The sequence below is a fragment of the Phaeobacter sp. genome (genome assembly GCF_022825805.1).
GTDB lineage: Bacteria > Pseudomonadota > Alphaproteobacteria > Rhodobacterales > Rhodobacteraceae > Phaeobacter.
Genome location: NZ_JAJDWC010000089.1, coordinates 57,548 through 83,932 on the forward strand (window position 1 = coordinate 57,548; position 26,385 = coordinate 83,932).

Annotated in this window: 25 protein-coding genes; 12 read left to right on the forward strand and 13 right to left on the reverse strand. The window is 56.7% G+C overall.

Going from position 1 to position 26,385, the window contains the following annotated elements:
- Positions 1–269 precede the first annotated feature (269 nt).
- Together pnp and Q0C28_RS10165 are read left to right on the forward strand one after the other, a co-directional pair.
- Positions 270–2,411 (forward strand): polyribonucleotide nucleotidyltransferase, encoded by a 2,142-nt coding sequence (gene pnp / locus Q0C28_RS10160; RefSeq protein ID WP_293575364.1) that lies wholly within the window; start codon positions 270–272, stop codon positions 2,409–2,411.
- Between the two features lie 107 nt (positions 2,412–2,518).
- A complete protein-coding gene (locus Q0C28_RS10165) occupies positions 2,519–3,232 on the forward strand; it encodes a glycosyltransferase family 25 protein (protein WP_293575366.1) in 714 nt (237 codons plus the stop codon).
- 107 nt (positions 3,233–3,339) lie between these two features.
- Here the strand turns inward: Q0C28_RS10165 and Q0C28_RS10170 are convergent, their stop codons facing one another.
- Entirely contained in the window at positions 3,340–3,990 is a 651-nt protein-coding gene (locus Q0C28_RS10170) for a peroxiredoxin (protein ID WP_293575368.1), read from the reverse strand.
- A 294-nt stretch (positions 3,991–4,284) separates the two neighbouring features.
- Here Q0C28_RS10170 and Q0C28_RS10175 point away from each other — a divergent pair, with 294 nt between their 5' ends.
- The 3 genes from Q0C28_RS10175 (at position 4,285) to Q0C28_RS10185 (ending at position 7,315) form a co-directional block, all read left to right on the forward strand.
- Positions 4,285–5,724 (forward strand): aldehyde dehydrogenase family protein, encoded by a 1,440-nt coding sequence (locus Q0C28_RS10175; protein WP_293575370.1) that lies wholly within the window; start codon positions 4,285–4,287, stop codon positions 5,722–5,724.
- Between the two features lie 168 nt (positions 5,725–5,892).
- Positions 5,893–6,387, forward strand: a complete 495-nt coding sequence (locus tag Q0C28_RS10180; RefSeq protein WP_293575372.1) for a VOC family protein — start codon at positions 5,893–5,895, stop codon at positions 6,385–6,387.
- Positions 6,388–6,457: 70 nt separating this feature from the next.
- Positions 6,458–7,315 carry an alpha-1,2-fucosyltransferase gene (locus tag Q0C28_RS10185; RefSeq protein ID WP_293575374.1) on the forward strand — a complete coding sequence of 286 codons (858 nt, stop codon included), beginning with the start codon at positions 6,458–6,460 and terminating at the stop codon, positions 7,313–7,315.
- 3 nt (positions 7,316–7,318) lie between these two features.
- Here the strand turns inward: Q0C28_RS10185 and Q0C28_RS10190 are convergent, their stop codons facing one another.
- Positions 7,319–7,972, reverse strand: coding sequence for an RluA family pseudouridine synthase (locus Q0C28_RS10190; protein ID WP_293575376.1), 654 nt, complete (start codon positions 7,970–7,972; stop codon positions 7,319–7,321).
- Between the two features lie 88 nt (positions 7,973–8,060).
- Between Q0C28_RS10190 and Q0C28_RS10195 the strand changes: the two genes are divergently transcribed.
- Entirely contained in the window at positions 8,061–8,816 is a 756-nt protein-coding gene (locus Q0C28_RS10195) for an SGNH/GDSL hydrolase family protein (RefSeq protein ID WP_293575378.1), read from the forward strand.
- Here Q0C28_RS10195 and rarD read toward each other — a convergent pair.
- From rarD to Q0C28_RS10240, 9 genes are all read right to left on the reverse strand, one after another.
- Positions 8,773–9,669 (reverse strand): EamA family transporter RarD, encoded by an 897-nt coding sequence (gene rarD / locus Q0C28_RS10200; protein ID WP_293575380.1) that lies wholly within the window; start codon positions 9,667–9,669, stop codon positions 8,773–8,775. The genes Q0C28_RS10195 and rarD overlap by 44 nt on opposite strands.
- Before the next feature lie 234 nt (positions 9,670–9,903).
- Positions 9,904–10,572, reverse strand: coding sequence for an ureidoglycolate lyase (locus Q0C28_RS10205; protein ID WP_293575382.1), 669 nt, complete (start codon positions 10,570–10,572; stop codon positions 9,904–9,906).
- A 163-nt stretch (positions 10,573–10,735) separates the two neighbouring features.
- Complete coding sequence (locus tag Q0C28_RS10210; protein WP_293575384.1) at positions 10,736–13,186, reverse strand: FAD-dependent oxidoreductase; 2,451 nt, start codon at positions 13,184–13,186, stop codon at positions 10,736–10,738.
- 120 nt (positions 13,187–13,306) lie between these two features.
- A complete protein-coding gene (locus Q0C28_RS10215; RefSeq protein WP_293575386.1) occupies positions 13,307–14,356 on the reverse strand; it encodes a helix-turn-helix domain-containing protein in 1,050 nt (349 codons plus the stop codon).
- Positions 14,337–16,784, reverse strand: coding sequence for an FAD-dependent oxidoreductase (locus Q0C28_RS10220; protein ID WP_293575388.1), 2,448 nt, complete (start codon positions 16,782–16,784; stop codon positions 14,337–14,339). The genes Q0C28_RS10215 and Q0C28_RS10220 overlap by 20 nt, the downstream gene beginning before the upstream one ends.
- A gap of 15 nt (positions 16,785–16,799) precedes the next feature.
- Positions 16,800–17,171 carry a GFA family protein gene (locus Q0C28_RS10225; RefSeq protein ID WP_293575390.1) on the reverse strand — a complete coding sequence of 124 codons (372 nt, stop codon included), beginning with the start codon at positions 17,169–17,171 and terminating at the stop codon, positions 16,800–16,802.
- A complete protein-coding gene (locus Q0C28_RS10230; protein ID WP_293575392.1) occupies positions 17,168–17,797 on the reverse strand; it encodes a LysE family translocator in 630 nt (209 codons plus the stop codon). The genes Q0C28_RS10225 and Q0C28_RS10230 overlap by 4 nt, the downstream gene beginning before the upstream one ends.
- A 3-nt stretch (positions 17,798–17,800) precedes the next feature.
- Positions 17,801–18,370, reverse strand: a complete 570-nt coding sequence (locus Q0C28_RS10235) for a helix-turn-helix domain-containing protein (RefSeq protein ID WP_293575394.1) — start codon at positions 18,368–18,370, stop codon at positions 17,801–17,803.
- Positions 18,371–18,745: 375 nt separating this feature from the next.
- The gene (locus Q0C28_RS10240; protein WP_293575396.1) at positions 18,746–19,207 is read right to left on the reverse strand and encodes a GAF domain-containing protein; all 462 of its coding nucleotides are present in this window, start codon (positions 19,205–19,207) and stop codon (positions 18,746–18,748) included.
- A 118-nt stretch (positions 19,208–19,325) separates the two neighbouring features.
- On the opposite strand from Q0C28_RS10240, the gene Q0C28_RS10245 reads away from it, so the two are divergent.
- Both Q0C28_RS10245 and Q0C28_RS10250 read left to right on the forward strand, forming a co-directional pair.
- Complete coding sequence (locus tag Q0C28_RS10245; RefSeq protein WP_293575398.1) at positions 19,326–19,643, forward strand: metalloregulator ArsR/SmtB family transcription factor; 318 nt, start codon at positions 19,326–19,328, stop codon at positions 19,641–19,643.
- Between the two features lie 43 nt (positions 19,644–19,686).
- On the forward strand, positions 19,687–20,736 hold the full coding sequence (locus Q0C28_RS10250; protein WP_293575400.1) for a permease: 1,050 nt from the start codon (positions 19,687–19,689) through the stop codon (positions 20,734–20,736).
- 48 nt (positions 20,737–20,784) lie between these two features.
- Here the strand turns inward: Q0C28_RS10250 and Q0C28_RS10255 are convergent, their stop codons facing one another.
- A complete protein-coding gene (locus tag Q0C28_RS10255) occupies positions 20,785–21,957 on the reverse strand; it encodes an acetyl-CoA C-acyltransferase (RefSeq protein WP_293575402.1) in 1,173 nt (390 codons plus the stop codon).
- A 97-nt stretch (positions 21,958–22,054) separates the two neighbouring features.
- Here Q0C28_RS10255 and Q0C28_RS10260 point away from each other — a divergent pair, with 97 nt between their 5' ends.
- The 3 genes from Q0C28_RS10260 (at position 22,055) to Q0C28_RS10270 (ending at position 24,822) form a co-directional block, all read left to right on the forward strand.
- Entirely contained in the window at positions 22,055–22,399 is a 345-nt protein-coding gene (locus Q0C28_RS10260; RefSeq protein ID WP_293575404.1) for an STAS domain-containing protein, read from the forward strand.
- Between the two features lie 35 nt (positions 22,400–22,434).
- Positions 22,435–22,881: an ATP-binding protein gene (locus Q0C28_RS10265; protein ID WP_293575406.1), complete on the forward strand. Its 447-nt coding sequence runs from the start codon at positions 22,435–22,437 to the stop codon at positions 22,879–22,881.
- 366 nt (positions 22,882–23,247) lie between these two features.
- Positions 23,248–24,822 (forward strand): gamma-glutamyltransferase family protein, encoded by a 1,575-nt coding sequence (locus Q0C28_RS10270; RefSeq protein ID WP_293575408.1) that lies wholly within the window; start codon positions 23,248–23,250, stop codon positions 24,820–24,822.
- A gap of 66 nt (positions 24,823–24,888) precedes the next feature.
- Here the strand turns inward: Q0C28_RS10270 and hspQ are convergent, their stop codons facing one another.
- Positions 24,889–25,215, reverse strand: coding sequence for a heat shock protein HspQ (hspQ, locus tag Q0C28_RS10275; RefSeq protein ID WP_293575410.1), 327 nt, complete (start codon positions 25,213–25,215; stop codon positions 24,889–24,891).
- A gap of 234 nt (positions 25,216–25,449) precedes the next feature.
- On the opposite strand from hspQ, the gene Q0C28_RS10280 reads away from it, so the two are divergent.
- Positions 25,450–26,385, forward strand: a complete 936-nt coding sequence (locus tag Q0C28_RS10280; protein WP_293575412.1) for a tetratricopeptide repeat protein — start codon at positions 25,450–25,452, stop codon at positions 26,383–26,385.

The window sequence follows — 26,385 nt, forward strand, 5'->3', positions numbered from 1 at the left end:
GCACAATTGCGAAAACTACTGACGATCAGGTTAACAACGCCGCGGTGTTTGCCGTCACAATCAAGACCCCGCAAACCGCTGTGCCGTCTGGCTGGACCACGCGTCTTCCCCTTTCAATCTGTGGAAATTTCATGTAAGCGCGCCCTATCTGAGACGATGTGCTCAGGCCCCGGCACGCGAAGAAAGATAGATGGGGCCGGCGGCAATGGGGCCGCCACGCAAACGGGAGACCCGGAGGGCCGGGAGCGCTCCCTTTTAGGATACGACAGATGTTTAACGTAACTAAGAAATCGATGCAGTGGGGCGAAGAAACGCTCACGCTGGAGACCGGCAAGGTCGCCCGTCAGGCAGATGGCACCGTGATTGCCACCCTGGGCGAGACCTCGGTTATGGCAAACGTGACTTTTGCCAAGGAACAAAAGCCTGGTCAGGACTTCTTCCCGCTGACCGTCCACTACCAAGAGAAATACTACGCTGCGGGCAAAGTCCCCGGTGGCTTCTTCAAGCGTGAAGCCCGCCCGACCGAAAAAGAGACCCTGACCGCACGTCTGATCGACCGTCCGATCCGTCCGCTGTTCGTCCCTGGCTTCAAAAACGAAGTTCTGGTGATGTGTACCGTCCTGAGCCACGACCTGGTCAACGATCCGGACATCGTTGCGATGATCGCCGCCTCTGCCGCACTGACCATCTCTGGTGCGCCATTCATGGGCCCGATTGCCGGTGCGCGCGTTGGCTTCACCGATGGTGAGTATGTGCTGAACCCGACGGTTGATGACATGCAGGATCTGCGTCTCAACCCAGAGCAGCGTTTGGATCTGGTTGTTGCCGGCACCAAAAACGCCGTGATGATGGTTGAATCGGAAGCCTATGAGCTGACCGAAGCAGAGATGCTGGGTGCGGTGAACTTCGCACATGAGCAGATCCAGCCGGTGATCGACCTGATCATCTCGCTGGCTGAAGAAGCTGCAAAAGAACCGTTTGACTTCCAGGCGCCGGACTATTCCGACCTGTATGACGCGGTGAAAGCTGCTGGCGAAACCGAAATGCGTGCAGCTTTTGCAATCACAGACAAGCAAGAGCGCACCGCAGCCGTGTCCGCTGCCCGCGAAACCATCAAAGCCGCTCTGAGCGAAGAGCAGCTGGGTGACGCGAACCTCGGTTCTGCGATGAAGAAACTGGAAGCCGGCATTCTGCGCGGTGATGTTGTCAAAGGCGGCAAGCGCATCGACGGCCGTGACACCACAACCGTCCGTCAGATCGTTGCCGAAACCGGCATGCTGCCGCGCACCCACGGCTCCTCCTTGTTCACCCGTGGTGAAACACAGGCGCTGGCCGTGACCACGCTTGGCACCGGTGATGACGAACAGTTCATCGACGCGCTGCACGGCAATTTCAAATCGAACTTCCTGCTGCACTACAACTTCCCTCCCTATTCCGTTGGTGAAGTTGGTCGTGTCGGTTCTCCGGGTCGTCGTGAAATCGGCCACGGCAAACTGGCATGGCGCGCGCTGCAGGCGGTTCTGCCTGCGCCGACTGATTTCCCCTACACCGTTCGCGTGGTGTCTGAGATCACCGAATCCAATGGCTCCTCCTCGATGGCGTCGGTCTGCGGTGGTTCGCTGTCCATGATGGACGCCGGCGTTCCGCTGAAAGCACCGGTTGCCGGTGTGGCCATGGGTCTGATCCTGGAAGAAGACGGCTCCTATGCGATCCTGTCCGACATCCTCGGCGACGAAGATCACCTTGGTGATATGGACTTCAAAGTGGCGGGTACCGAAAACGGCATCACCTCGCTGCAGATGGACATCAAGGTTGCAGGCATCACACCTGAAATCATGGAGAAAGCCCTGGCTCAGGCCAAGGACGGCCGCCTGCATATCCTCGGCGAGATGGGCAAAGCTCTGTCGGAAACCAATGCGTTCTCCGTGCACGCGCCTCGCATCGAGACCATGCAGATCCCGACCGACAAAATCCGTGAAGTGATCGGCTCCGGCGGCAAAGTGATCCGCGAGATCGTGGAAACCTCTGGTGCAAAAGTCGACATCAACGACGACGGCGTGATCAAAATCGCTTCTGCCGATGGCACTGCGATCCAGAAGGCCTATGACATGATCCATTCGATCGTGGCAGAGCCGGAAGAAGGCGCCGTCTACACCGGCAAGGTCGTTAAGATCGTTGATTTCGGTGCGTTCGTGAACTTCTTTGGCAAGCGCGACGGCCTGGTGCACGTGTCCCAGATCGAAAACCGCCGACTGAACCATCCTTCGGACGTGCTGAAGGAAGGCCAGGAAGTGAAAGTGAAGCTGCTGGGCTTTGACGATCGCGGCAAGGTGCGCCTGTCCATGAAGGTTGTGGATCAGGAAACCGGCGAAGAGATCAAAGCCGAAAAGAAAGAAGAGACCGCCGACTGATACCAGTCGCTCTTCAATAAAACGAAACCCCGCCTATTGGGCGGGGTTTTTCATTGGGGCCTTGCCGCCCTCTTTCTTGTTGGGCTCTCTGCCGATAGATCTACGTCATGCGGTCTTACATCATTCATATGCAGGGCAATCAGGCCCGTGCGGCCAACGTGGCGCAACTGCTCGACAGATTGCCACAGGCGCAGGTCGTTGATGCAGTCAACGGGCGTGATGTGGTGGCCAAAGGTCAAGTCAACTGTAGACAGGGTGACCTTCATGTCCCGCACTATCCCTTTGCCCTGAGCCCCGGAGAGATTGGCTGCTTTCTCTCGCATCGCAAATGCTGGGAGATGATTGCCAACGGTGATGATGCCTTCGGGCTGATCGTTGAAGACGACATGGTGCCCGATGACACATTATGGCCGTCGGCGATGGAGTTGGTGCATCAACATGCCGGGCCCGATCACATGATCCGTTTGCCCGCCAAGAACCGTGAAAAGCCGCAAAGCCTCGTGGCGAGCCACGGTGGCACCTGTCTTTTCCTGCCTAAAAGAATTGGACTGCAGACCGTTGCACAGGTGATCGGGAGGCATGCGGCACGGCATCTGCTGGCCGCCAGTGAAACCCTCGATCGCCCGGTCGACACGTTCCTGCAGATGCATTGGATCCATGGCCAGACGGTTCACACTCTATACCCCAACGGGGTTTCGGAAGAGACCGATGCGCTCGGCGGCTCAACCATTCAATCACGCCCAACAGGCGGTAAGCTGGCACGAGAAATAAAGCGTGCGATTTATCGCACGCAGGTTGCCCTGCGACCGCAACGCCCGTGAACACGGCAATTTTGGTAAACAAACAATGGATGCCAGCGGTCCATGCGGAGGACAAAAGGCGTGAGCGGTAAGGAGCCAACTGACCCCTTACCGATATCATAGCGTGATTATTCCGGCGCCTTGGTTTTGCGCAGGTAGGGAAAGATGGTTTCGAACTCACCAAACTTTGCCTTGGCATCTTCGTTCGACACGGTGGGAGGAATGATGACATCTTCGCCTGGAACCCAGTTCGCAGGTGTTGCGACGCCCTTACCGGACATCTGCAAGCCATCCAGCGCGCGCAAGATCTCCGCAAAGTTGCGGCCGACCGTCATTGGATAGGTCATCGACAATTTCAGCTGCTTGTCAGGTCCGATGATAAAGACCGAGCGCACAGTTGCACTGTCTGCAGGTGTGCGACCGTCCGGCAGATAGGCCTCGGCAGGCAACATGTCGAACGCTTTGGAAACCGCCAGCCCATCATCCGCGATGATCGGAAAGCCCGCAGGCGTCCCGGCGAAGGTCTCGATGTCACCTTTCCATTTCTTGTGATCCTCCACACCGTCTACGGACACGCCGATGACTTTGGTATTCCGCGCAGCCCATTCATCGGCCAATTGTGCAACGGCGCCAAACTCGGTCGTGCAGACAGGGGTGAAGTCTTTGGGGTGAGAAAACAGGATCGCCCAGCTGTCGCCGATCCAGTCATGGAAAGAAATGGTGCCGTGATCGGTGTCGGCGGTGAAATCCGGAACCACATCATTGATACGCAAACCCATGGCGCTCTCCTTTGCTGTCAAATGCATGCATGGTATGGCGATAACCTAACCACTGCGGGCGGAGGTTAAACCCTTCATCGTCGATCCAACCGCAAAAAGACCCACCCCGCCCAGAGCGGCGCAGACCAAAGCAAAGCGTTCCCGTTCCTTTGCCGCACCGAGAACAACTGACCTCTCAACCAATAATTTGATCAAATTAAATCAGCCCCTCTTGCTGTTGGCAAAGCGCAATGTAAGAGTGTGGCAAATGGTGGGCGGAGGCCTGCACAAATGGATTGTTCGGGAGGTCACACAATGATCGAAAAACGCGATTTCTACATCAATGGGCAATGGGTTTCACCCGCCGCACCAAACGACTTCGAAGTGATCGATCCTTCGACAGAGACCCCTTGCGCCGTGATTTCACTGGGTTCAGAGGCCGACACCAATGCAGCGGTTGCTGCTGCAAAGGCCGCACTGCCTGGCTGGATGGAAACGCCGGTTGCAGAACGTATTGCGCTGGTCGAAAAACTGATCGCGGTCTACGAGACCCGGACCGAAGATCTGGCGCAAGCCATGAGCATCGAGATGGGCGCACCCATTGACATGGCCAGGAGCCAGCAAGCCGGCGCAGGCAGCTATCATCTTCAAAATTTCATCCGCGCGGCAAAGAAGTTTGAGTTTGATCGCCCGCTTGGAGACCATGCTCCCCAGGATCGCATTATCCACGAGGCGGTTGGCGTTGCCGCTCTGATCACCCCGTGGAATTGGCCGATGAACCAAATCACCCTGAAAGTCGGGGCCGCCGCGATTGCAGGGTGTACGATGGTTTTGAAACCATCCGAGCAAAGCCCCCTGAACGCTATGATCTTTGCCGAAATGATGGATGAGGCGGGGTTCCCGGCTGGGGTCTTCAACCTGGTAAACGGCGACGGTGTTGGGGTTGGCACACAATTGTCCAGCCATCCCGATATCGACATGGTGTCATTCACCGGATCCACACGCGCAGGCACCGCAATTTCCAAGGCGGCTGCAGATACCTTGAAAAAAGTGCATCTGGAGCTTGGTGGCAAAGGGGCCAATGTCATCTTTGAAGATGCGGATGAAAAGGCTGTAAAACGCGGTGTGCTACATATGATGAACAACACCGGTCAGAGCTGCAACGCGCCAAGCCGGATGTTGGTCCAAAAAGAGCTTTATGATCAGGCCGTCGCAGAAGCCGCTGCTGTTGCTGCGAAAGTCGAGGTCGGACCAGCCTCGCAGGAAGGCCGTCATATCGGACCCGTCGTCAATGAACTGCAGTGGACCAAAATCCAAGGGCTCATTCAAAAAGGCATCGACGAAGGCGCCCGTTTGGTGGCAGGCGGCACAGGGCGGCCGGACGGTTTGGACAAAGGCTTCTATGTCAAACCCACGATCTTTGCCGATGTGAACAATCAAATGACCATCGCGCGGGAAGAAATTTTTGGCCCGGTGTTGGCGATCATCCCTTTTGAAACCGAGGCAGAGGCCATCGAGATTGCCAATGACACGCCCTACGGCCTGACCAACTATGTGCAGACCCAGGATCCGGCCCGCGCCAATCGGATGGCCCGGAAACTGCGCGCCGGGATGGTTGAAATGAATGGCAAATCCAGATCTGCAGGATCCCCATTCGGTGGCATGAAGCAATCCGGCAATGGCCGCGAAGGTGGCAGCTGGGGGATTGAGGATTTCCTTGAAATCAAAGCTGTCGGTGGTTGGGCCGCAGAGTAACGCAGCGTGCATCTGTTGTGTCATTAGCAAGACCAAAGAGCCATCCATTGTGATGGCTCTTTCTTTTTCACAGTACTGAAACTCCAATCATAGAGTTGGACTTGACCTCAAACACGCTTGAGCTTGCAGGATTCCCAACATTGGAAATTTGTAAGGCAGAGTGTGAAAATGGAGACCACCCAAACCGATGTTGCCCCGCTAAACCTGGACCTTCGCGGGATCTATGAAACGCATCTGACAGTGCGCAACCTCGAGGTATCGCTGAACTTCTATCAACAGAAGCTCGGTCTTCGACTGGCCCGTATGCTGTCGGAGCGACGTGCTGCCTTCCTATGGGTCGGCGCACCACAATCAGGGATGCTTGGCCTCTGGGAAAGCGGCAGTGCGCCGTTGGGGCTCAGGCTACATATGGCGTTTCGCAGTTCACTCCAGAAGATAGAGACCATGTGTCAGACACTGCGTACGCAGGACATCACACCGTTGGACTTCGATGGTGTTTCCACTGATGAACCTGTCGTCATCGGATGGATGCCCGCGGTCTCTATTTATGTGAAGGACCCAGATGGGCATTCCATTGAATTTATAAACTACCTAGATGAAGCACCCGCACCTGATCTTGGGGTGGTCCCACTGAGCATTTGGACAAAGCGCAAGCCGGTCTAGGCATTGCAGGACTGGCCAGCATCCGGGCCAACGCGTATGAGGGCAGTGTTGATGGTACGGAGCACGAGATATGATTACCACGCGCCTGCATGGCCGCCTTGGCAACCAGATGTTCCAATACGCAGCCGGGCGGGCACTTGCAGAACGGCTGGGCACGTCATTGGCGTTGGACAGCCGCGGGGCAATTTCGCGTGGCGAAGGCGTGCTGACACGGGTGTTTGATCTTGATCTTGCGGAGCCTGATCCGCTCCCTCCTCTCAAACAAACTCACCCCATCAGATATGCTTTGTGGCGCAGCCTTGGGGCGCAATTGGGTCTACGTCCGCAGTTCCGACGCGAAACAGGTCTCGGGTATAACAACGCGTTTGACGACTGGGGTGACCACAGCTACTTGCATGGGTACTGGCAAACAGAGCAGTACTTTGACGCTATCAGCGAACGCATCCGACGTGACTTTGCCTTTCCGGATTTTTCCAACCAACAAAACGCCGAAATGGCCGCACAGATCAACGAAGCAAACGCTGTTTCGCTGCATGTGCGCCGTGGGGATTATCTGACGCTTGCGGCCCATGTTCTGTGCGATCAGGCTTACTATGATGCCGCTCTGGAGCAGATCACAGACCGCTTGCAAACAGAACCGACTGTCTTTGTGTTTTCAGATGACCCGCAATGGGCAAAAGACAATCTCCCCCTGCCTTGCAAGAAGGTCGTGGTCGATTTCAACGGAGCGGATACAGATTTTGAAGACATGCGGTTGATGAGCCTGTGTCGCCACAACATCATCGGGAACAGCTCTTTCTCCTGGTGGGGAGCATGGCTCAACCAGAATCCAGATCGCCAGGTGGCGGGACCTGCCAAATGGTTCGGAGACCCCAAACTGCACAATCCCGATATCCTACCCAAAAGCTGGCTGCGGATCGCCGTTTAGCGATCAGAACGGTGCCTTGGCGCGGAACTTCAGGGATTCGCCGGAATTTGGGTGTTTGATACGCAACTCTTCTGAATGCAGCATCAACCGGTCATGGGCACGTGCCGCGCCTTCGGCATAAAGTGGATCCCCCAAGATGACATGGCCCAACGCCAACATATGGACCCGCAATTGATGCGAGCGGCCTGTTTTCGGGGACAAACGAACCCGGGTGGCATTGTCTTCGTATTTCGTCACACGCCAATCGGTGATCGCGGCTTTGCCGGTCTCATGGCACACCTTCTGGCGCGGACGATTGGGCCAATCGACGATCAACGGCAGATCGACCGTACCACTGCGCGACGCCAGTCGTCCGTGGACGCGGGCGACATAGGCTTTTTTCGTCGTGCGTTTTTCGAACTGCATCGACAAATGCCGCTGCGCATGCGCTGTCATGGCAAAGACCATCACACCGGAAGTGTCCCGGTCCAAACGATGCACCAGCAACGCTTCGGGAAAAATCGCTTGCACCCGTGACAACAGACAATCTGCCAGATGTTCCCCTCTGCCCGGTACGCTCAACAGGCCGTGCGGCTTGTTGACGACGGCGATCTCGCTGTCGTGATGCAATAGCTCCAGAGGGTCCTGTGGCGGGTTATAGTCAGAGGAAAGCGTCATGTCCCGTCCCTAACCTTCAACACCCATCTGGGCAAGATGTCCTCACGTCTGGCTTGTGTTGGTGCACAACACAAATGACAGTGACGCAATGGATCTCATACTCCGCATAGTGATGTTGCCTGTCCTGCTCCTGCAGGCGATCTGGGTGCGCTCCAACGCGCGCAAACTGCCGGAACCAGACGGGCCGCGGGTGGGGCTGCTGAACTGCGCAGCAGCCGACCATACTGTCAGACTGCTCATCACGGGCGACAGCTCGGCTGCCGGGGTTGGCGCACCTCATCAAGACGAGGCGCTCAGCGGGCATCTGACCCGTGCGCTCCAAAAAACAATCAGTGTCGATTGGACGCTGGCGGCAACAACAGGCCATCGCACGGCAGATACGCTGGCCCGGCTGAAGGCGTTGCCCAGACAGCGGTTCGATATCGTTGTGGTGGCCTTGGGTGTGAATGAGGTGACACGTTTCACGGCTGCGCGAACGTTTCACATGGAACAGTCGAGTCTGATCGATCTTTTACATGATCGGTTTGAGGCAAAAGCAGTCGTGCTGTCAGGCGTCCCGCCCATGGCGCAGTTTCCAGCTTTGCCCAATCCGCTGGCCTGGTGTCTTGGGCGCCACGCAGATCGCCTCGATGCCGTTCTGCGCGCACTCGCAGCAAAACGGGAAACACTCGTTCACTTGCCTTGCCCGATAGCTTTGACCGACGAGGTCATGGCGTCTGACGGCTATCACCCGTCTGCGGCGGGATATGCTGTTTGGGCAGAGGCGATTATGGCCGCATTACACCAAAATGCACCATCAATCATGCACGACGCATTTGCCGCAGCAGAGATGTCGAGTAGATGATCAAGGCCAACCAAATCATCGGAAAGGCGATCATTCGGGCTCGGCCAAATTCCTCGTCAAACAGGAACACCGCGGCAAGAAAGATCATCGTGGGCGCAATATACTGCAGGATCCCGATGGTGGACAAACGCAACAGTTTAGCGCCGTTGGCATAAACGATCAGCGGTATCGCAGTGATCAGACCACAGCCCAGCAACAAGACCGTATCCGTGGTGGTGCCACCAAAATGTGCTTCGCCCGTCGTGGTCGCATACATCAGATAAACCAGCGCCGGTGGCGTCAACAAAAGCACCTCCAGCATAAATCCCTGATTGGGGCCGATGGGCAGCGATTTCTTGAAAAAGGCATAAAACCCCCAAGTTAGGGTCAAACCAATCGCGGCCCACGGCAATTGTCCAGCATCCAACGCCAGGATCAAGACAGCCAACCCTGCGAGGGCGATTGCCACCAATTGGGCAACCGTCAACCGTTCGCCCAACAGCACCGCGCCCAACATGATGCTGAACAGCGGGTTGATGTAATATCCCAACGCGGCGTCCAATGCATGGCCGGTTGCGATCGACCAGATATAGATGCCCCAGTTGACCGAAATCAGTGTGGCAGTGATGCAGGCCATGCCAAGCACTTTGGGCGAGGTCAGCGCCTCTTTCAGATCCCGGGTCCTGCGCAACAACAGCAACAAGATACCTGCCACCGGCACCGACCAGATCACACGATGGGCAACAATTTCAGCAGCGGGCATATGCTCCATCGCTTTCATATACAGCGGCAGGAACCCCCACATCAGATAGGCGGAAATCGCAAAAACCAGGCCCTGAGGTGTGTCGACGTTTTCTTTCACCTGATCGGACATAAACCGCTTCTCCGTGTGTCAAACTGCCCGGCGCACTCCAGCTATTTAAACAGCCCGTGATTGCGTGGGATGCGCATTTATTACAGCTCGACACAGGACAAAAAAGAGCGGTTGCTGTTATGGCGAACATAACAGAAATCGATGACACAGATAGGCTCCATCAAGGCCAATAGGGTGGAGTGGTCTGGCAAGCAGCAAGCGCAGCACAGACCGCCAACAGATTGTTGCCTGCTGCTACAGGTCCTTTATACGGTCCGCCCGCAAAGGACAGGACAGATAGACGCCGAACTCTTTCCCGATATCTGCACTGACCCGCGCATGGACTGCCCCCTGACGATCAAGGAACCGCTGTGTGTCATCCACAGGGAAAATACCCTCATGCCAGATATTTGGATGAATATAGAGACCTTTCGATCCGTCGCACCAAAACGCGACCACTTTGTCCGGGCTCAGGTTGTCGCCCGGCAAGGCAAGCGGAACAATGAATGGTTTATTATCCAATGGAAAGAACAGCTGCCCACCATCCGGATGGTAATTCATGTGCCACAGAAGAACCTGATCGCGCGGGGCGGTTTGCCGTTCGGCCTTGGCCTGCTGCGGGTCGGCCGACCAGCCAAGGACATAGTTGCCATTCACGGCCTCGTTTTCACCATAAAGGACATCACCCTGCCAATTGCACTTAAAGGTGCCTTCGACCCAACCGCCTTCATCGCCGGTTCCATCATCAATAGGACGCCAGCCCTGTCGCGGCCATTGGGCAATCTCAATCTCAAAACAATCCGGGTCGTCCACCAACTGCCCATACCCACGGACACTCTCGTCAGTGGCGCGGATCAACGGCACCTCATGCCAGGGCAAAGACGGTTTGGAACTGGCTTCAAACATATAGTCAGGGTTGCTCATCTTCTCTGTCCTGGAATGTTGACCTCACGACCCGATATGAGCCGGGCCTGGCCCTCGATGCAAGACAAACTGCAGCAGGCCAAAGTGTTTGTTTCGCACAGAAAAAGGCAGGGCCGTTGAACCCTGCCTTCGATCTTGGATTGTCTGCAATGTCGCGCCGCGATCAGGCCTTAACCCGCTCAGATTTAGGATCGTACATCGGCTTCAAGGACGCTTCAGCCCGCACTTTGGTGCCCATGACGTCAATCTCATAGGTTGATCCAAGCACATCTGCAGCACTTTCCCCTTCACATGGGACATAGCCCATACCGATCGCTGCACCCAGCGTGTGGCCATAGTTGCCAGAGCTGAGGTAGCCCACATATTCCCCATTCCGGATGATCGGCTCGTTGTGGAACAAAAGTGGCTCTGCGTCCGTCAGTTTGAATTGCACCATGCGGAACTTCGGACCTGTCTCTTTGCGTTCCAGCACAGCGGCTTTGCCAATGAAGTCGTCTTTGTCCGTCTTCACCGCAAACCCAAGGCCCGCATCAATCACGTTGTCTTCGCAAGTGATATCATGCCCGAAGTGGCGGAAGCCTTTTTCGATGCGACAGCTGTCCATCATATGCATCCCGCAGAGCTTCAGCCCCATGTCTTGCCCCGCCTCCCAGAGCGTCTCGAAGGCGTGGCCCGCCATATCAGCGCCGACATAGATTTCCCAACCCAGCTCGCCGACATAGGTGACGCGATGCACCCGCGCGAGCCCCATGCCAAGCTCGATCTCTTGCGCCGTGCCGAAGGGGTTCACCTCGTTGGAGAAGTCGTTGGGCGAAACCTTTTGCAGCAACGCCCGGGCATTCGGACCCATCACGGCCAATACACCCTCACCTGCTGTGACATCCGTGATGACAACGTTGAAATTACCCTTGTTGCGCATCATCCAGGTCTGGTCCGCCAGTCGAGTCACCGCAGGTGTGACAACCAGATAAGCGGTTTCGCTCAGCCGCGTGACGGTGACATCGGCTTCGATACCGGCTCGGCTGTTCAAGAACTGAGTATAAACGATCTTGCCTGTTGGCACGCTGAGGTTTGCACCACACACATAGTTCAGGAACCGTTCGGCATCTGGACCTTCGACCCGGATCTTACCGAAGGACGACATGTCGTACATGCCGACATTTTCGCGGACGGCTTTGTGCTCAGATGCAGAGTTTTCAAACCAGTTCTGCCGCTTCCAGCTATACTGATATTCGCGCTCCTGACCGTCGTTTGCGAACCAGTTGGCCCGCTCCCAACCGCCAATTTCACCCATCACAGCGCCCTGTTCAAGGAGGTGATGGTGGAACGGAGTTCGACGCACACCACGCGCGGTGGCCTTTTGACGATAGGGGAAGTGATCCGCATAAAGCAGGCCCAAGGTCTCTTTCGAGCGTTCGAAGAGATAGTGTTTGTTGCCCTGGAATGGGTGCATGCGCGAAATATCCACATCACCCAGATCAAACGGCTTTTGCCCCTCATCCATCCACTGCGCCAGCGCCATCCCGGCGCCACCCGCGGATTGAATACCGATGGAGTTGAACCCTGCAGCAACCCAGACGTTGTCCATCTCTGGCGCCAGACCAAGGTGGTAGGCATCATCAGGCGTGAAGGATTCAGGACCGTTGAAGAAGGTATGAATGCCTGCCTCTGCCAACATTGGCATACGGTTGCAGGCCGCTTCCAGAATCGGCTCAAAGTGGTCGAAGTCTTCAGGCAGCTGGTCAAACTCGAACGTGTCAGGAATACCGTTCATCGCCCAGGGTTTGGCATTGGGTTCAAACGCGCCAAGAAGGATCTTTCCAGCGTCTTCTTTGTAGTAGGCGCATTCGTCCGGCACCCGCAGAACCGGCATCTGCGTCAAACCTTCGATGCCTTCGGTCACGATGTAGAAATGTTCGCACGCGTGCAGTGGCACATTGACGCCAGCCATACGGCCGACCTCGTGGCCCCACATACCCGCGCAGTTCACCACCATGTCGGCTTCGATGTGTCCCTGGGACTGCCCGTCGTCGCTGACCCAGTCAACGCCGGTCACGCGACGGCCTGTTTTGGAAATACCCGTGACTTTGATCCGCTCCTTGACCAGAGCACCGCACTGACGCGCGCCTTTGGCCAATGCCAATGCGATGTTGGCCGGGTCGCCCTGCCCGTCCTTCGGCAGCCAGACACCCGCTGTGACATCCCCGACGTTCAGATGCTCATAGCGTTTCTTGACTTCCTCTGGCGAGATTTCTTCGACCTCGACGCCAAAAGCGCGCGCCATAGCAGCCTGGCGGAAAATCTCTTCCTTACGCTCTTCGGTCAGCGCAACAGTGATGGATCCACAACGCTTAAAGCCGGTTGCAACACCTGTCTCTTCCTCCAGAGAGCCATAGAGCTCCTGTGAGTACTTTGCCAACTTGGTCATATTGGCTGTCGCGCGCAGCTGAGCGATCAATCCTGCAGCATGCCAAGTTGTGCCGGATGTCAGCTGTTTGCGTTCCAGCAACACCACGTCTTTCCAGCCCAATTTCGTCAGGTGGTAGGCCACAGAACAGCCAATGACACCGCCACCGATAATGACCACCCGGGCCTTGTTTGGAAGATCGCTCATTTCATTTCTCCTGATCTCGCTGCGCTGACGATGCCACGGGGACGCGACAAAAAATGAACGAAAAACGCCAAATCATAGCGACTATTCACACAGCAAGGATTTTATTGCTCGGGTTGATTTTCACTCTGGCCGCGGGTCAGGCGACGCATGTCTTTCTGACGGGCGCAATCCGGCGGAATCCCGGCGCGATTTGCGCAAATTCAATGGCGTGACACCGAAAAACGCCTTGTATAGTGTCGAAAACCCATTGGAAAACCCACAGGCCAGCCCAATTTCCCGCACGCTCAATGTTGTATTGAGGAGTAGGTTATTCGCTTTGCTCAGCCGCATTTCGCGGTAGAACCCGTTTGGCGTTGTTCCCAGAAACGTCTTGAACTTCCGCTCAAGCGACCGTGTTGAAATCCCCAGATGATCGACAATTTCCCCGATCGGTAATGGTTCTTCGACATGGTCCTGCATGATTCGGATCGCCTGATCCAAATCGGCATCCCCTGTGATCGTCGGTTTGACGCCTGAGAAGGGTTGCAAGGAACCATAGTCGCGCACTTTTTCATGCAGCAGGATATTGGCAACGGTCATCTGCGCCGCGGCACTGGTCACCTGCCCGATCATTGCCAGAACAATATCAACCGTCGCCCCCATGCCCGCGCATGTCACAACCTGTCCATCTTCACTGGCAAGTGCGAAATTGGCGTCGAACAGACCCGAACGCTCCCGGAGAAGGGTCGCATTTTCCCAATGGGTGGTGTGTTGCCGACCATCGCGCGCGTGATCTCGGATGTAGCGGCTGGCCGCTTCTGCAAGCAAATAGATCTTGGCGCCACGTCCACGATAGTTGGAAATCAGAGGCCCAAGCGACAGCGCTGCACAATCGGGATCGCTATTGCCGAGCACAAACACGCAATCCGCCTGTGGGCGGACAGCGAACTTCTCCGTTTGGACCGTCGCCCCGGCACGGCAACCGACAGTCCCACCATTGGCGGATCTCAGCGTCCAGCTGAAAGGCGGCTGCGCCAGAACCCGATTGGCCAGGCGAAGCGGCTCTACAACGGCAGAAAACTCGGTCAGGACAAACCCCTCGGCAAGCAGAATGTCCACTTGCCAAGGTGTATCTCCGGCCCTCGCACTACGAGAGCCGGAGTGACCACGATCAGGCGCGGAGCCGGTCATTGTTCGGATCCCACATGGGTGCGTCCGGCTGCACAACTGCACGGCACGCTTCCCCGTAGATTTCGACAACCAGCTCGGTTCCCGGCTCGGCCAGATCTGCCCGAACCATGCCCAGCGCGATGGAGGAATTCACCCGGTAGCCATAGGCGCCCGAAGTGGTTTCCCCGACGATGTCATCACCGTGACGGATGCAGGACATGTAAGGCGCATCCGCATCACCTGCGTCGACCTTCAGCGTCACAAACCGCTTCTGCACACCCTGCTGTTTTTCCGCCTGAATGGCGGCTTTGCCGGGGAAGTCCTGCGGTTTGTCCAGCTTAACGAAACGCTCCAGACCACCCTGCAGCAGGGAGTAATCCGTGGACAGATCACCCTTCCAAGCACGATAACCTTTTTCGATGCGCAGCGAGTTCAGCGCGTACATCCCAAATGGTTTTGCACCATTTTCCAGGATTGCATCATAGATCGCTGCCTGATGGGCATTGGCACAGTGCACCTCCCATCCCAGCTCACCCGCAAAAGACACGCGCGCAAGGAACGCAGGCTTGCCTGCAACGGTTGCTTCCTGATGCGTCAGCCAACCCAGGGACAGATCTGCATCGCTGATGGCAGCCAACAGATCCCGCGATTTCGGGCCAGTCACGATCATGGTGCCATACTCGGTGGTGTGATCGGTCAGGGTCAAATTCGCAGGCATCCCGCGCGTCAGAACATCCCGGTCGTGCCATTGGGCTGCAGCGGCGGTGATCATGGTGAAGTGATCCTCGCCATGGCGAATACAGGACATCTCTGTCAGAATGCGCCCCCGGTCATCGGAGAAGTAGACCAGGTTCATACGGCCAACTTTGGGCAGACCGCCGGTCACACGCCCGCGCAGGTATTCTGCCGCACCTTCACCGGACAGATTGAACCGCGAGAAGCCTGGCAGGTCCAATACGCCAACGCCGTCCCGGACCGCTTCGCATTCTTCTTTGATGCGCTCCTGCCAAGGGCCGGACCGTCCCCAGGTGTGTGTCGCCTCCTCCGAGGTGTCATCACCGGGCTGCGCAAACCAGTTGGCGCGCTCCCAGCCATTATAGGCACCCATCTGGCCACCCAGCTCCTTCACCTTGGCATGCACCTGAGACAGCTTTTTGTCCCGCGCAGCAGGCCATTCGTGGTGGGGGAAGTGCATGGCATATTCGTTGCCATAGACTTCCATGCCTTTCTTGTTGCAGTAGTCCTGATCGGTGTAGTCGGTGTAGCGGCGCGGATCACAGGACCACATGTCCCATTCGGTCTGACCGTCTACGATCCATTCAGCCAGCACCTTACCTGCACCACCGCCCTGCGCGATGCCGAAGGTAAAGACACAAGCCTCAAACGCGTTTTCAACACCGGGCATTGGGCCGATCAGCGGCAAACCATCGGGCGCGTAGGGAATCGGGCCGTTGATGACACTGGACACACCGGATGTTTCCATCAACGGCACACGAGCCATGGCATCGACGACGATGTCTTCAATACGATCCAGATCTTCCTGCCACAGCTGGAAGCTGAAATCCTCTGGCATGGCGTCTTCGGCATCGACCCAATGCGCTTTGCAGTTCGGCTCATACGGGCCGAGGTTGTAACCGCCTTTTTCCTGACGCAGATAGTAAGACACATCAACATCGCGGATCAGGGGTAGTTTTTTCCCAGTTTCTTTATAAAGCGCCTCGATCTCGGGGATCTGCTCGGTCAGCAGATACTGATGTTCCATCACCATCATCGGAACTGTCCGACCGCCATAGGGTTTGAACCATTCACCGATGCGCTGCGCGTAGTAACCAGCGGCGTTCACCACGTAATCACATTCGATATCGCCCTTTTCGGTGTGCACAATCCAGGTTTTATCCTCGTTCTGCGTGACGCCGGTAGCCGGGCAGAAGCGGATGATTTTCTGACCCAGATCGCGCGCGCCTTTGGCCAACGCCTGCGTCACCTGGGCTGGATCGATGTCGCCATCGGTCGGGTCGAACAAGACACCCTCAAGATCATGGATCTCCAAGAATGGATAATGCTCTTTGGCCTGTTCCGGCGTCCAGATCTCCATCTTGATGCCCTGATACCGACCCATGGCGCAGGCGCGTTCGAACTCTTGCATCCGCTCTTTTGTGTGCGCTAGGCGAATGGAGCCGGACTGATGATAGTTCATCGGATAGTCGACTTCTTCGGCCAGCCCGGAATACAGCTCGGTTGAATAGCGCTGCATGTTCATGATCGACCAAGAGGTCGAGAACGTCGGAACGTTGCCCGCAGCGTGCCAGGTCGACCCTGCCGTCAGTTCGTTCTTCTCGAGCAGGACACAGTCGGTCCAGCCTTTTTTAGCAAGGTGATACAGGGCCGAGCAGCCAACGACGCCACCGCCGATGATGACCACGCGGGCCTTTATTGGAAAATCAGACATGATAGCTCCCTAATCTCAGTCTCTTTGCGGCACGCCGTCCGCAATTTCGTAAAAGTCGGCCTTGTGGCGGACAAAGATGTGTTTCTCGATCTTGAGCCCGGATGATCCGTCTATGGCGCCAAGCGCGAAACTGATGGTGTCTTCATTGTGGGCCTGCCAGAAAAGGAACGAGCCGCAGCGCGCGCAGCTCCCGCGCTTGGCGGTCGGGCTGGATTCGTACCAACGGACCGCGCCCGAAATCTCCAAATCGGTTTGCTTCACATAGGCGGACGACCAGATGCCACCGGATTGTTTGCGACATTGACTGCAATGGCACATCGAAGGCCCTTGCGGCGTTGCTTCGGTCGCGAACTGAATGTCACCGCAGAGGCAGCTGCCTTTGATCATGCTGCACCCTCCGGCTGTGGTGTGCTGCTGATCCCCAACAACACGCCATAGACAATGAAACACACGGCCATCAGACGGCGTATCCAGACATTGAAAACAGCCGTCAGCGCAGCCCGTCCCAGAACCACACCCAAGAGCGTGAACCCCGTGTACGCCAACGCCGTGATGGTCAAAGCGGTCGGGACAATCACAATCATCTGCTGCCAGATCGACACATCGGGCTGCACGAATTGCGAAAACGCAGCGAGATATCCAGCAACGCTTTTGGGGTTGATGGTCGCCACCGCGAGCGCATGCAAATAGACATGCCGCGCCGGACGTTCGGCGGAGGGCGCGGGACGGGTGGCAGTCTTCCAACCGCGCCACCCCAAGTATATCAGGAAACCAGCGCCTACTAATTTTGCCATGAAAAACCCGGTCGGCGAAGTGGCAATCAGCGCTGTTACACCAAGCGCGGAGAGCACCAGAAACAAGCTCGCCTGGGTCAGGATCGCCAGCACGCCAAGCATGGCTTTGGGCAGCCCAAGGCTCATCCCGTTTGAGATGCAGTTCACCGCATTCGGACCAGGGGTGGTGACAAAAACCACCCAAAACAGCGCAAATATGCTCCAGGCTTCAACAGACATGAGTCAATACACCGGAGGCGCGATCACCCAGACCGCAACACAGGGTTCGTCGTAAGGGTTGGACCACTGATAGGGCTCATGACGAATGCGGAAACTATCCCCAGGTCCGACCGAAAAGGATCGTCCGCCAATAACCAGATCCAGCCGACCCGAAATGATGTAACCAACCTCCTGTGTTGGGCGGTCCGCAGGTGTTTGCATATGGGAGCGAGGTCGAAAGGTGGAATGCACCATTTCGAAATCATCCGTCAAATCCGGGGACAAAAGCTCTTCCATCAACCCTTCTTCACCGGAACCCATGGGCCGACGGGCACCCGCACGAACGACATATCCCTGCTCTTCTGCTGGAGCGGCGGAATGGGCAAACAACATCGACATCGGGACATCGAGACATTTTGCAATTGCTCTCAAATCCGAAATCGAAGGCTCGGATTTGTCGCGTTCCACCTGGCTCAGCCAGCCAACAGACCGGCCAAGATGGTTCGCAAGATCGCTCAGCGTTAGGCTGCGCGCCTTGCGCAAAGCGCGCAGATCAGCGCCAAGGGTGGCAGGTTGCGGACTGTGGTCGGTCACTGAAGTATCCGTGAAAAAATCTAGCTCTTTTTCATCGTGCACTGAGTTCGTGAAATTTCCAAGCGTTTTTTCACGTCCGAAGATGGCGAAATGGAACGCCAGTCAGATCATGGAATACCCGGACCGAATTACCCTTGGCTGCCCGACCCTAAATAGGCAGGCAAAAATTCGATAAGACACTGATTTTTATGCAACTTCGCATCGGGACCGCACAATTTGGGCAGCTGCAGTCACGCGCAGCAACCGCCATGCGCGCACCTTGTGGTTCAACCCAACAGACGGCACGCATTACACCTGGCGCAGCTCACACTCAGGCAACCCCGGGCGCATCTGTTTCAGAGGATTCGCAAAGAAACCCTGCGATCGGCCGTCGATTCAGATACGGCCGAACACCTGGCGCAAGATCTTGTCGAGTTCCGCTGCATCCGTTTCCGTAAACGCATCCGGCAAATCGCTATCCAGATCAAACACAGCAATCACTTCGCCAGCACTGCCAAATACCGGCAAGACCAGTTCTGATCGCGTGGAAGACGCACAGGCAATATGGCCCGGAAACGCATCCACATCTGGGACCAGCTGAATGTCACCGGTCCGAGCCGCCGCACCACATACCCCTCGTGCAAAGGGGATCTGCAGGCATCCATGTCCACCCTGGTAGGGCCCGATCTTCAGCAGCTCTGGTTCAACCACACGATAAAACCCGGTCCAATTGAACCTGTCATCCGCATGATGCACCTCGCAGGCAATCGTTGCCATCAGAGCAACGGCATCCGTTTCCCCATCGGTCAGCGCGGCAATCGTCTTGGTCAAATCGGAATAATTCACACAAGTCGTCATCAACTTACCTTTTGGTTTGGGGGCCGGAGTGCCGCCTGTGTGCCGTGTGATTGGCGCATGGTCAATCAGATCATCGTCCACCCCTTTACAAAACTAGATATGTAGTTATTTTGATCTCATGACAACTCAGACATCACAAGCACGCGCCCTCGCGGCGCTCGGACATGACGCGCGGCTAAGTATCTTTCGCCTGTTGGTGAAGACTGGGCATTCTGGTCTGCGGGTCGGCGATATCGGCGCCATGCTGGATCTCGCGCCATCCACGCTTGCGCATCACCTATCGACCCTGGTCGACGCCAACCTGGTGGTCCAAGAAAAACACGGCCGCGAAGTCTTCAGCAAAGCGCATTTCGATGTGATCGAAGATCTTGTCGCGTTCTTGACTGCCGAATGTTGCCAGGGTGTGACCCCGCCTTCTTTGCAAAACAGCGCATAGGCTGTTTTTTGACCAAAATAACTACAAAACTGGATATGTAGAAATGACGGAAATCTCTGATCATCAGCCGAGCCAAATTTCAGCAATATGGAGCGTTCTGCGCCAACAGATGGTATGGCTCGCATCGCTCGCAATCTTTGCCCTGCTGGCCGTTATCGTACCCGCACAGGCCTATGACAGCGGTCAGTTCGTCGCAGCAGCAATCTTGTCAACAGGCCCGTATCTACTGTTTTCGATCCTCGTTGCAGCATGGGCGGGCGCAACCGGGGCTGACAGTTTGATCGCCAAAGCTTTCACCGGCGCACCGCTGGTGATGATCGCCCTTGGAGCAGTCGCCGGAGGTATTTCGCCATTCTGCTCTTGCGGGGTTATTCCGCTGATCGCCGCATTGCTTTCGATGGGGGTGCCCCTGTCGGCCGTGATGGCATTTTGGCTGGCCTCCCCCATTATGGATCCATCAATGTTCTTGCTAACGACTGGGGTATTGGGTTTTGAATTCGCGCTTGCCAAAACCTTCGCCGCCATCGGGCTGGGACTGTTTGGAGGTCTTGTTGCCCATGTGCTGGCGGGCAGTGGCGCTCTGAAGACACCCTTGCGGGATGGGGTCGGGAACGGCGGCTGTGGCGCCGCCAACCTGCGCAACCCCGGCGCCGTACACTGGCGCTTCTGGAACGAAGCTGACCGGCGCCGTACCTTCCTGTCCAACGCGTTCAGTACGACCGCGTTTCTCACCAAATGGTTGGTCTTGGCGTTTTTGCTGGAAAGCCTGATGACCGCCTGGATCCCTGCAGAAACCGTGACGCAGGTACTCGGCGGGACCGGTGTTCTACCCATCCTGTCTGCCACGCTTGTTGGCGTCCCAGCATATCTGAACGGGTACGCTGCACTCCCACTAGTGAACGGGCTGATCGAACAAGGCATGGCACCAGGTGCAGGGCTTGCCTTCCTCGTCGCTGGCGGCGTCACATCCATTCCAGCGGCTATGGCCGTTTGGGCTTTGGCACGGTGGCCGGTCTTCCTGCTTTACATTGGCCTGTCTCTAGGCGGTGCCTTCACGATTGGCCTGTTGTTTCAAGCCTGGCAGTACCTCTAATCCTTAACGCGACCGACCTACTTCAGGTCGGTCGCATTGATGCAGACGTTATACGCGTTCAATCGCGATCGCCGTACCCTCGCCGCCGCCGATGCAGATCGCAGCGATACCGCGCGACAGACCGCGGGTTTCAAGAGCATTCAAAAGGGTCACCATGATGCGCGCGCCAGACGCCCCGATTGGATGACCAAGCGCGCAGGCCCCACCGTTCACATTGACCTTGTCCCGCGGAATGCCCAGCTCCCGCATGAACGCCATGGGGACGACGGCAAACGCCTCGTTCACCTCCCAAAGATCGACATCTTCGACACCCCAGCCCAGCCGATCCATCAACTTGCGCGCGGCAGGAACAGGCGCGGTTGTAAACAGCCCAGGCGCTTGGGCGTGACTCGCATGGCCCAAGATACGTGCCCTGATGGCAAGCCCTTGTTCTTTTGCAGCCTCTTCTGTTGCCAACAACAAGGCCGCAGCACCGTCGGAAATGGACGACGCATTTGCGGCCGTCACAGTGCCATCCTTACGAAACGCCGGTTTGAGCGTCGGGATCTTATCCGGCCGCGCAGATTGCGGCTGCTCGTCCATTGAGGTCACGGTGTCGCCCTTGCGCCCTTTCACCGTAACGGCAGCGATCTCAGCCTTGAACGCACCAGACGATTGCGCCTCCAGTGCATTGGCCAACGACCGAAGCGCATAATCATCCTGCTCTTCCCGAGTGAATTGGTAAGTCTCGGCACAATCCTCGGCGAAGGTGCCCATCAGGCGCCCCTTGTCATACGCATCCTCAAGCCCGTCGAGGAACATGTGATCCACCACTTGACCATGGCCAATCCGCGCGCCGCCGCGCATCTTTGGCAGCAAGTAGGGCGCATTTGTCATGCTCTCCATACCGCCGGCGATCATGGTTTTGCTGTGACCCAAAGCCAATTGATCATACGCGATCATTGCGGCTTTCATCCCGGATCCGCACATCTTGTTCAGGGTGGTCGCAGGCACGTCTTCCCCCAAACCTGCAGCGAAACCGGCTTGCCGTGCAGGCGCCTGACCCTGGCCCGCAGGCAATACACAGCCCATCAGAACTTCGTCGACGGTGCTGGCACCGGCCGCATCCAGTGCCGCACGAATGGCAACACCGCCCAATTCGGATGCTTCAACACCGTCATACATGCCCTGAAATCCCCCCATCGGAGTCCGGGCCGCACCAGCAATGACAACATTCTTCATCAAATATTCCTCCCATTGACAAAATAGTGCATACAAAATCGTAAGGATTGACGTCTACTTTGATCGTCAACACTTTTCGACGCGGGGACAAGCACCGATGAGCCTGACCAGTACCACAGCGGATGGCACTCAGATCGTGACCGTCAATGCCGAACGCATTGACGCTGCGATGGCGATTCAATTCAAAGAAGACATGCGCGCGACCACAGAAAACGGTCCCGAGCGTGTTATTTTGGACCTTTCTGAGGTCAAATTTATCGATTCAAGCGGCCTCGGGGCCATCGTCGCAGCAATGAAACAGCTCGGTCAAGGCCGCAAACTGGATTTGGCAGGGCTGACGCCGATGGTCGACAAGGTGTTCCGCTTGACCCGGATGGACACCGTTTTTGATCTCTATGCCTCCCTACCGGACGCGCAATCCGCAAACCGACTTAATTCTTGATTAGACACGCGCTGGCACCGCGGAGCGATACGTTTATGGCTGAAACATTCACCTGCTCGTTCACGGCGACTGAACTGGATGCACGATCCGGTATTCAGACCGTTTTGGACCGCCTGCGCGCCATGGGCGTGCCGGAGGCGCGAGCAGATGAGGTGCAGATTGCGCTGACGGAAGCTGTGAACAACGTTGTCGAACACGCCTATGCAGGCATGGCCGTTGGCGATGTGAACATTGATTGCAGCCTGGACACAGACCATCTCTGGGTATCGATCGGGGACTCAGGCGTCCCGTTCAAGAACAACGAACTGCCATCAGGGGCGCGCCAAGATCTGACAGTCGCGACCGAGGATTTGCCAGAGGGTGGTTTCGGCTGGTTATTGATCCGTGAACTCACCAGTGATGTCCAATACGAGCGCAGCGACAGCGGCAACAACCTGGCCCTCCGCTTCGAACTTCAGGCCCGCAACGCCAAACCGGCATAGCCAGGTCACATCCTCCGCAAGTGACAACATTTCAGAGTGCGACCTGGCTCTAGCCGCCCTTCATCTCTTCGACTGCCAAGCTGCCACCCCGAGCGTTACCTGAAACGCACGTCCACTCCAGATGATCACGTTCCAGCGCGGACCCTTCCCAAGCACAGGTCGCGCGCTAGTCGTTTGCCGCATCGCCACTGAGATGAACCACGTCGAGCGTAAACCGCGTGCCCCAGCTCACATGCAAGGGATCGTGGCCACCGAATCAGGTTTATTGAACCTTTCATCCTGCCTGATCAGAGCCTGAACTGACAGCAGCATCGTTGCCTTTGGCGCTGCAGGGTCTAATGTTCCCTGCAAGTTGGAGGAGGTATTATGCGCGATTTTCACACACCTGGCCGGTCTGCCGTTTTTGCCGAAAATGGGCTCTGTGCAACGTCTCACCCCTTGGCCGCGAACGCCGCCATCGACATCCTTAAACGCGGTGGCAATGCGATGGACGCTGCCATTGCAGGCGCCATTCTTCTGGGGATCTGTGAGCCGCAAATGACCGGACTGGGCGGGGATTGTTTCGTGCTCTATTCGCGACCAGGCCAACCCATCAAGGCTATGAACGGCTCCGGGCGTGCTGCTGCCGCTGCCAATGCCGCGGATTTGCGCGCACGCGGCCTTCAGACCGTCCCCTTGAACAGTGCGGATGCCGTAACGATCCCAGGGGCGGTTGATGCGTTCTGTCGTCTGTCAGACAGCGAAGGCGTGATTGGACTGGACGCTCTGCTGCAGCCTGCGATCCACTACGCCGAAGCAGGGGTGCCGGTTGCGCCGCGGGTCGCATTTGATTGGGCCAATGATGCCGATACGCTTCAAGGCGCAGCACGCAAGGCATATCTGTTTGATGGCGCCGCGCCAAAGGTTGGGCAGATGTTCAGGGCACCCGGCCAGGCCGAAGTTCTGCGCCGCCTTGCCAGTGATGGGCGGGATGCGTTTTATAAGGGTGAAGTCGCCGACGACATGATTGCTGCTCTCACAGCGCTTGGGGGCAAACACTCCGCCGATGACTTTGCCGCGGTGGCCGCAACCGAGACATCACCTGTGTCCGGCAGTTACAAGGGCGTTGACCTTGTCGAGCACCCACCAAATGGCCAGGGTGCCACTGCGATTTTGATGCTGAACATCCTGAAGCACTTTGACATTGGCAGTATGGATCCGTTGGGCGCAGAACGCGTGCACATCGAAGCCGAAGCCGCCAAGCTGGCCTATGATGCGCGCAACCGGTTTATTGCCGATCCGGATTTCACCTCACGTCTGGACCATATGCTTGCGCCGGAGACTGCATTGCAACTGGCCAAACGGATTGACCCAAAGACCGCTATGCGCGCACCTGCCGAAATCAGCGAGGCGGTTCACAAGGACACGATCTACATCACCGTGGTCGACAAGGACCGCATGGCCGTTTCGCTGATCTATTCCATCTTCCATGGCTTCGGCTCCGGCATCGCATCGGAAAAATTTGGCATTTTGCTGCAAAACCGCGGGGCGGGCTTCACGCTGGAAGAAGGTCACCCCAATGAACTCGCTGGTGGCAAGCGGCCAATGCACACCATCATTCCCGGCATGCTCCGCAAAGATCAGGATGTGACAATGCCCTTTGGCGTGATGGGCGGCGCCTATCAGCCCAATGGTCACGCGCGCTTTCTATCCAATTTGACAGACTTCGGAATGGACCCGCAATCCGCGATAGATATGCCACGCGCCTTCGCCGATGGTGCGATCCTAAAGGTAGAGCGCGGCTACAGCGACGCTGTCAGACAAGAGCTTGAAAACCTTGGCCATGAGGTCGTCATTCCCGACACCGCGATCGGTGGCGCGCAGGCCATTCAAATCCATGAAACCGGTATTTTAGAGGGCGCAAGTGACGCCCGAAAAGATGGCTGTGCTTTGGGCTATTGATCGGATTTGGGTTTCATCCCGCTTGCGTGGGGTGAAACCACATGCGCGCGCCCGTGCAGGCGGCGATCAGTTCATCTGGTACTGAAGCGCATAGACCCCGTCGTCGAACGGGCCAAACATGTCCGAGACATCTGGATGCCCAATCGGTTCGCCTGAATAATCCGGCACCAGGTTCTGTTCAGACACGTAAGCAACGTAGTATGTCTGATCGTTCTCAGCCAACAAATGATAAAAAGGCTGCTCTTTTGCAGGGCGGCTGTCTTCAGGAATGGCTTCGTACCATTCTTCGGTGTTGGCAAACTGCGGATCGACATCAAAAACCACTCCACGGAACGGGTGGATGCGATGCCGGACAACTTGTCCCAAACGATATTTTGCGCGTGTGCTCAACATGGGTGCGGTTCCTACTCCTACTACATAGGCTGCCACAAGTGAAAATGTCTATAAAACCGCCTTGCCAGGATACAAACATAAGGTAAAGGAGAGCAGACCGCCTTTCTTGGCTCGGCAAAGATCACAGCCGCGCAGGTTCGGCTCTGCACGTCTCAATTGATTTGGCGGCCGTCCCTTGGTTTCTGCTGCCACTGCTTTCATATATGGGGCAACAACAAAACGGAGATAAAGCGCATGATCGATTTACTTGGCGGCGCAAGCGATGCAGCCCCGAACGGGGACCTGATCAAAGATGTGACCGAAGCCACATTCATGCAGGACGTGGTCGATGCGTCCATGAAGGCCCCAGTTATCGTAGACTTCTGGGCACCCTGGTGCGGCCCTTGCAAAACCCTGGGCCCGGCGCTGGAAGCCGCGGTGACCAAGGCCAAAGGTGCTGCGACAATGGCAAAGATCGATGTTGATCAAAACCAGCGTCTGGTTCAGGCACTGGCCCAGCAAGGTCTGCCGCTGCAATCTGTGCCAACCGTCGTGGCCTTCGTCCAGGGGCGTCCCATCGACATGTTCCAAGGTGCTGTTCCCCCATCGGAAATCGATGCATTTATCAAACGTGCCATCGAAGCCGCAGGCGGGTCTGCAGATGGTGGGCTGGGAGAGGCCATCGAGATGGCAGAGCAAATGCTGGCCGAGGGTAACGCCGAAGATGCGGCACAGACATTTGCCGCTGTACTGGGCGAAGACAACCAGAATGCCGCAGCCTATGGCGGGCTGGCACGCGCTCATATTGCGCTGGACGATCTTGACCAGGCCGAAGCGGTTTTGAACGGCGCACCCGCAGAGATCTCCGCCGCGCCGGAAATCGAAGCCGCCTTCGCGCAAGTCGAATTGGCGCGGCAAGCCGCAAATGCCGGCCCTGTTGCAGAACTGCGCGCCAAGGTCGATAGCGATCCCAATGATCTGCAGGCGCAGTTCGATCTCGCACAAGCCCTGCATGCGGCAGGAGACGCCGAGGCTGCCGTTGCTGAACTGTTGTCCTTGTTCCGTAAGGATCAAACATGGAACGATGGTGCCGCCAAAACCCAGCTGTTCACAATTTTTGAAGCTCTGAAGCCCAATGATCCAATTGTGTTGAATGGACGTCGAAAACTCAGCTCGATCATATTTGCCTAG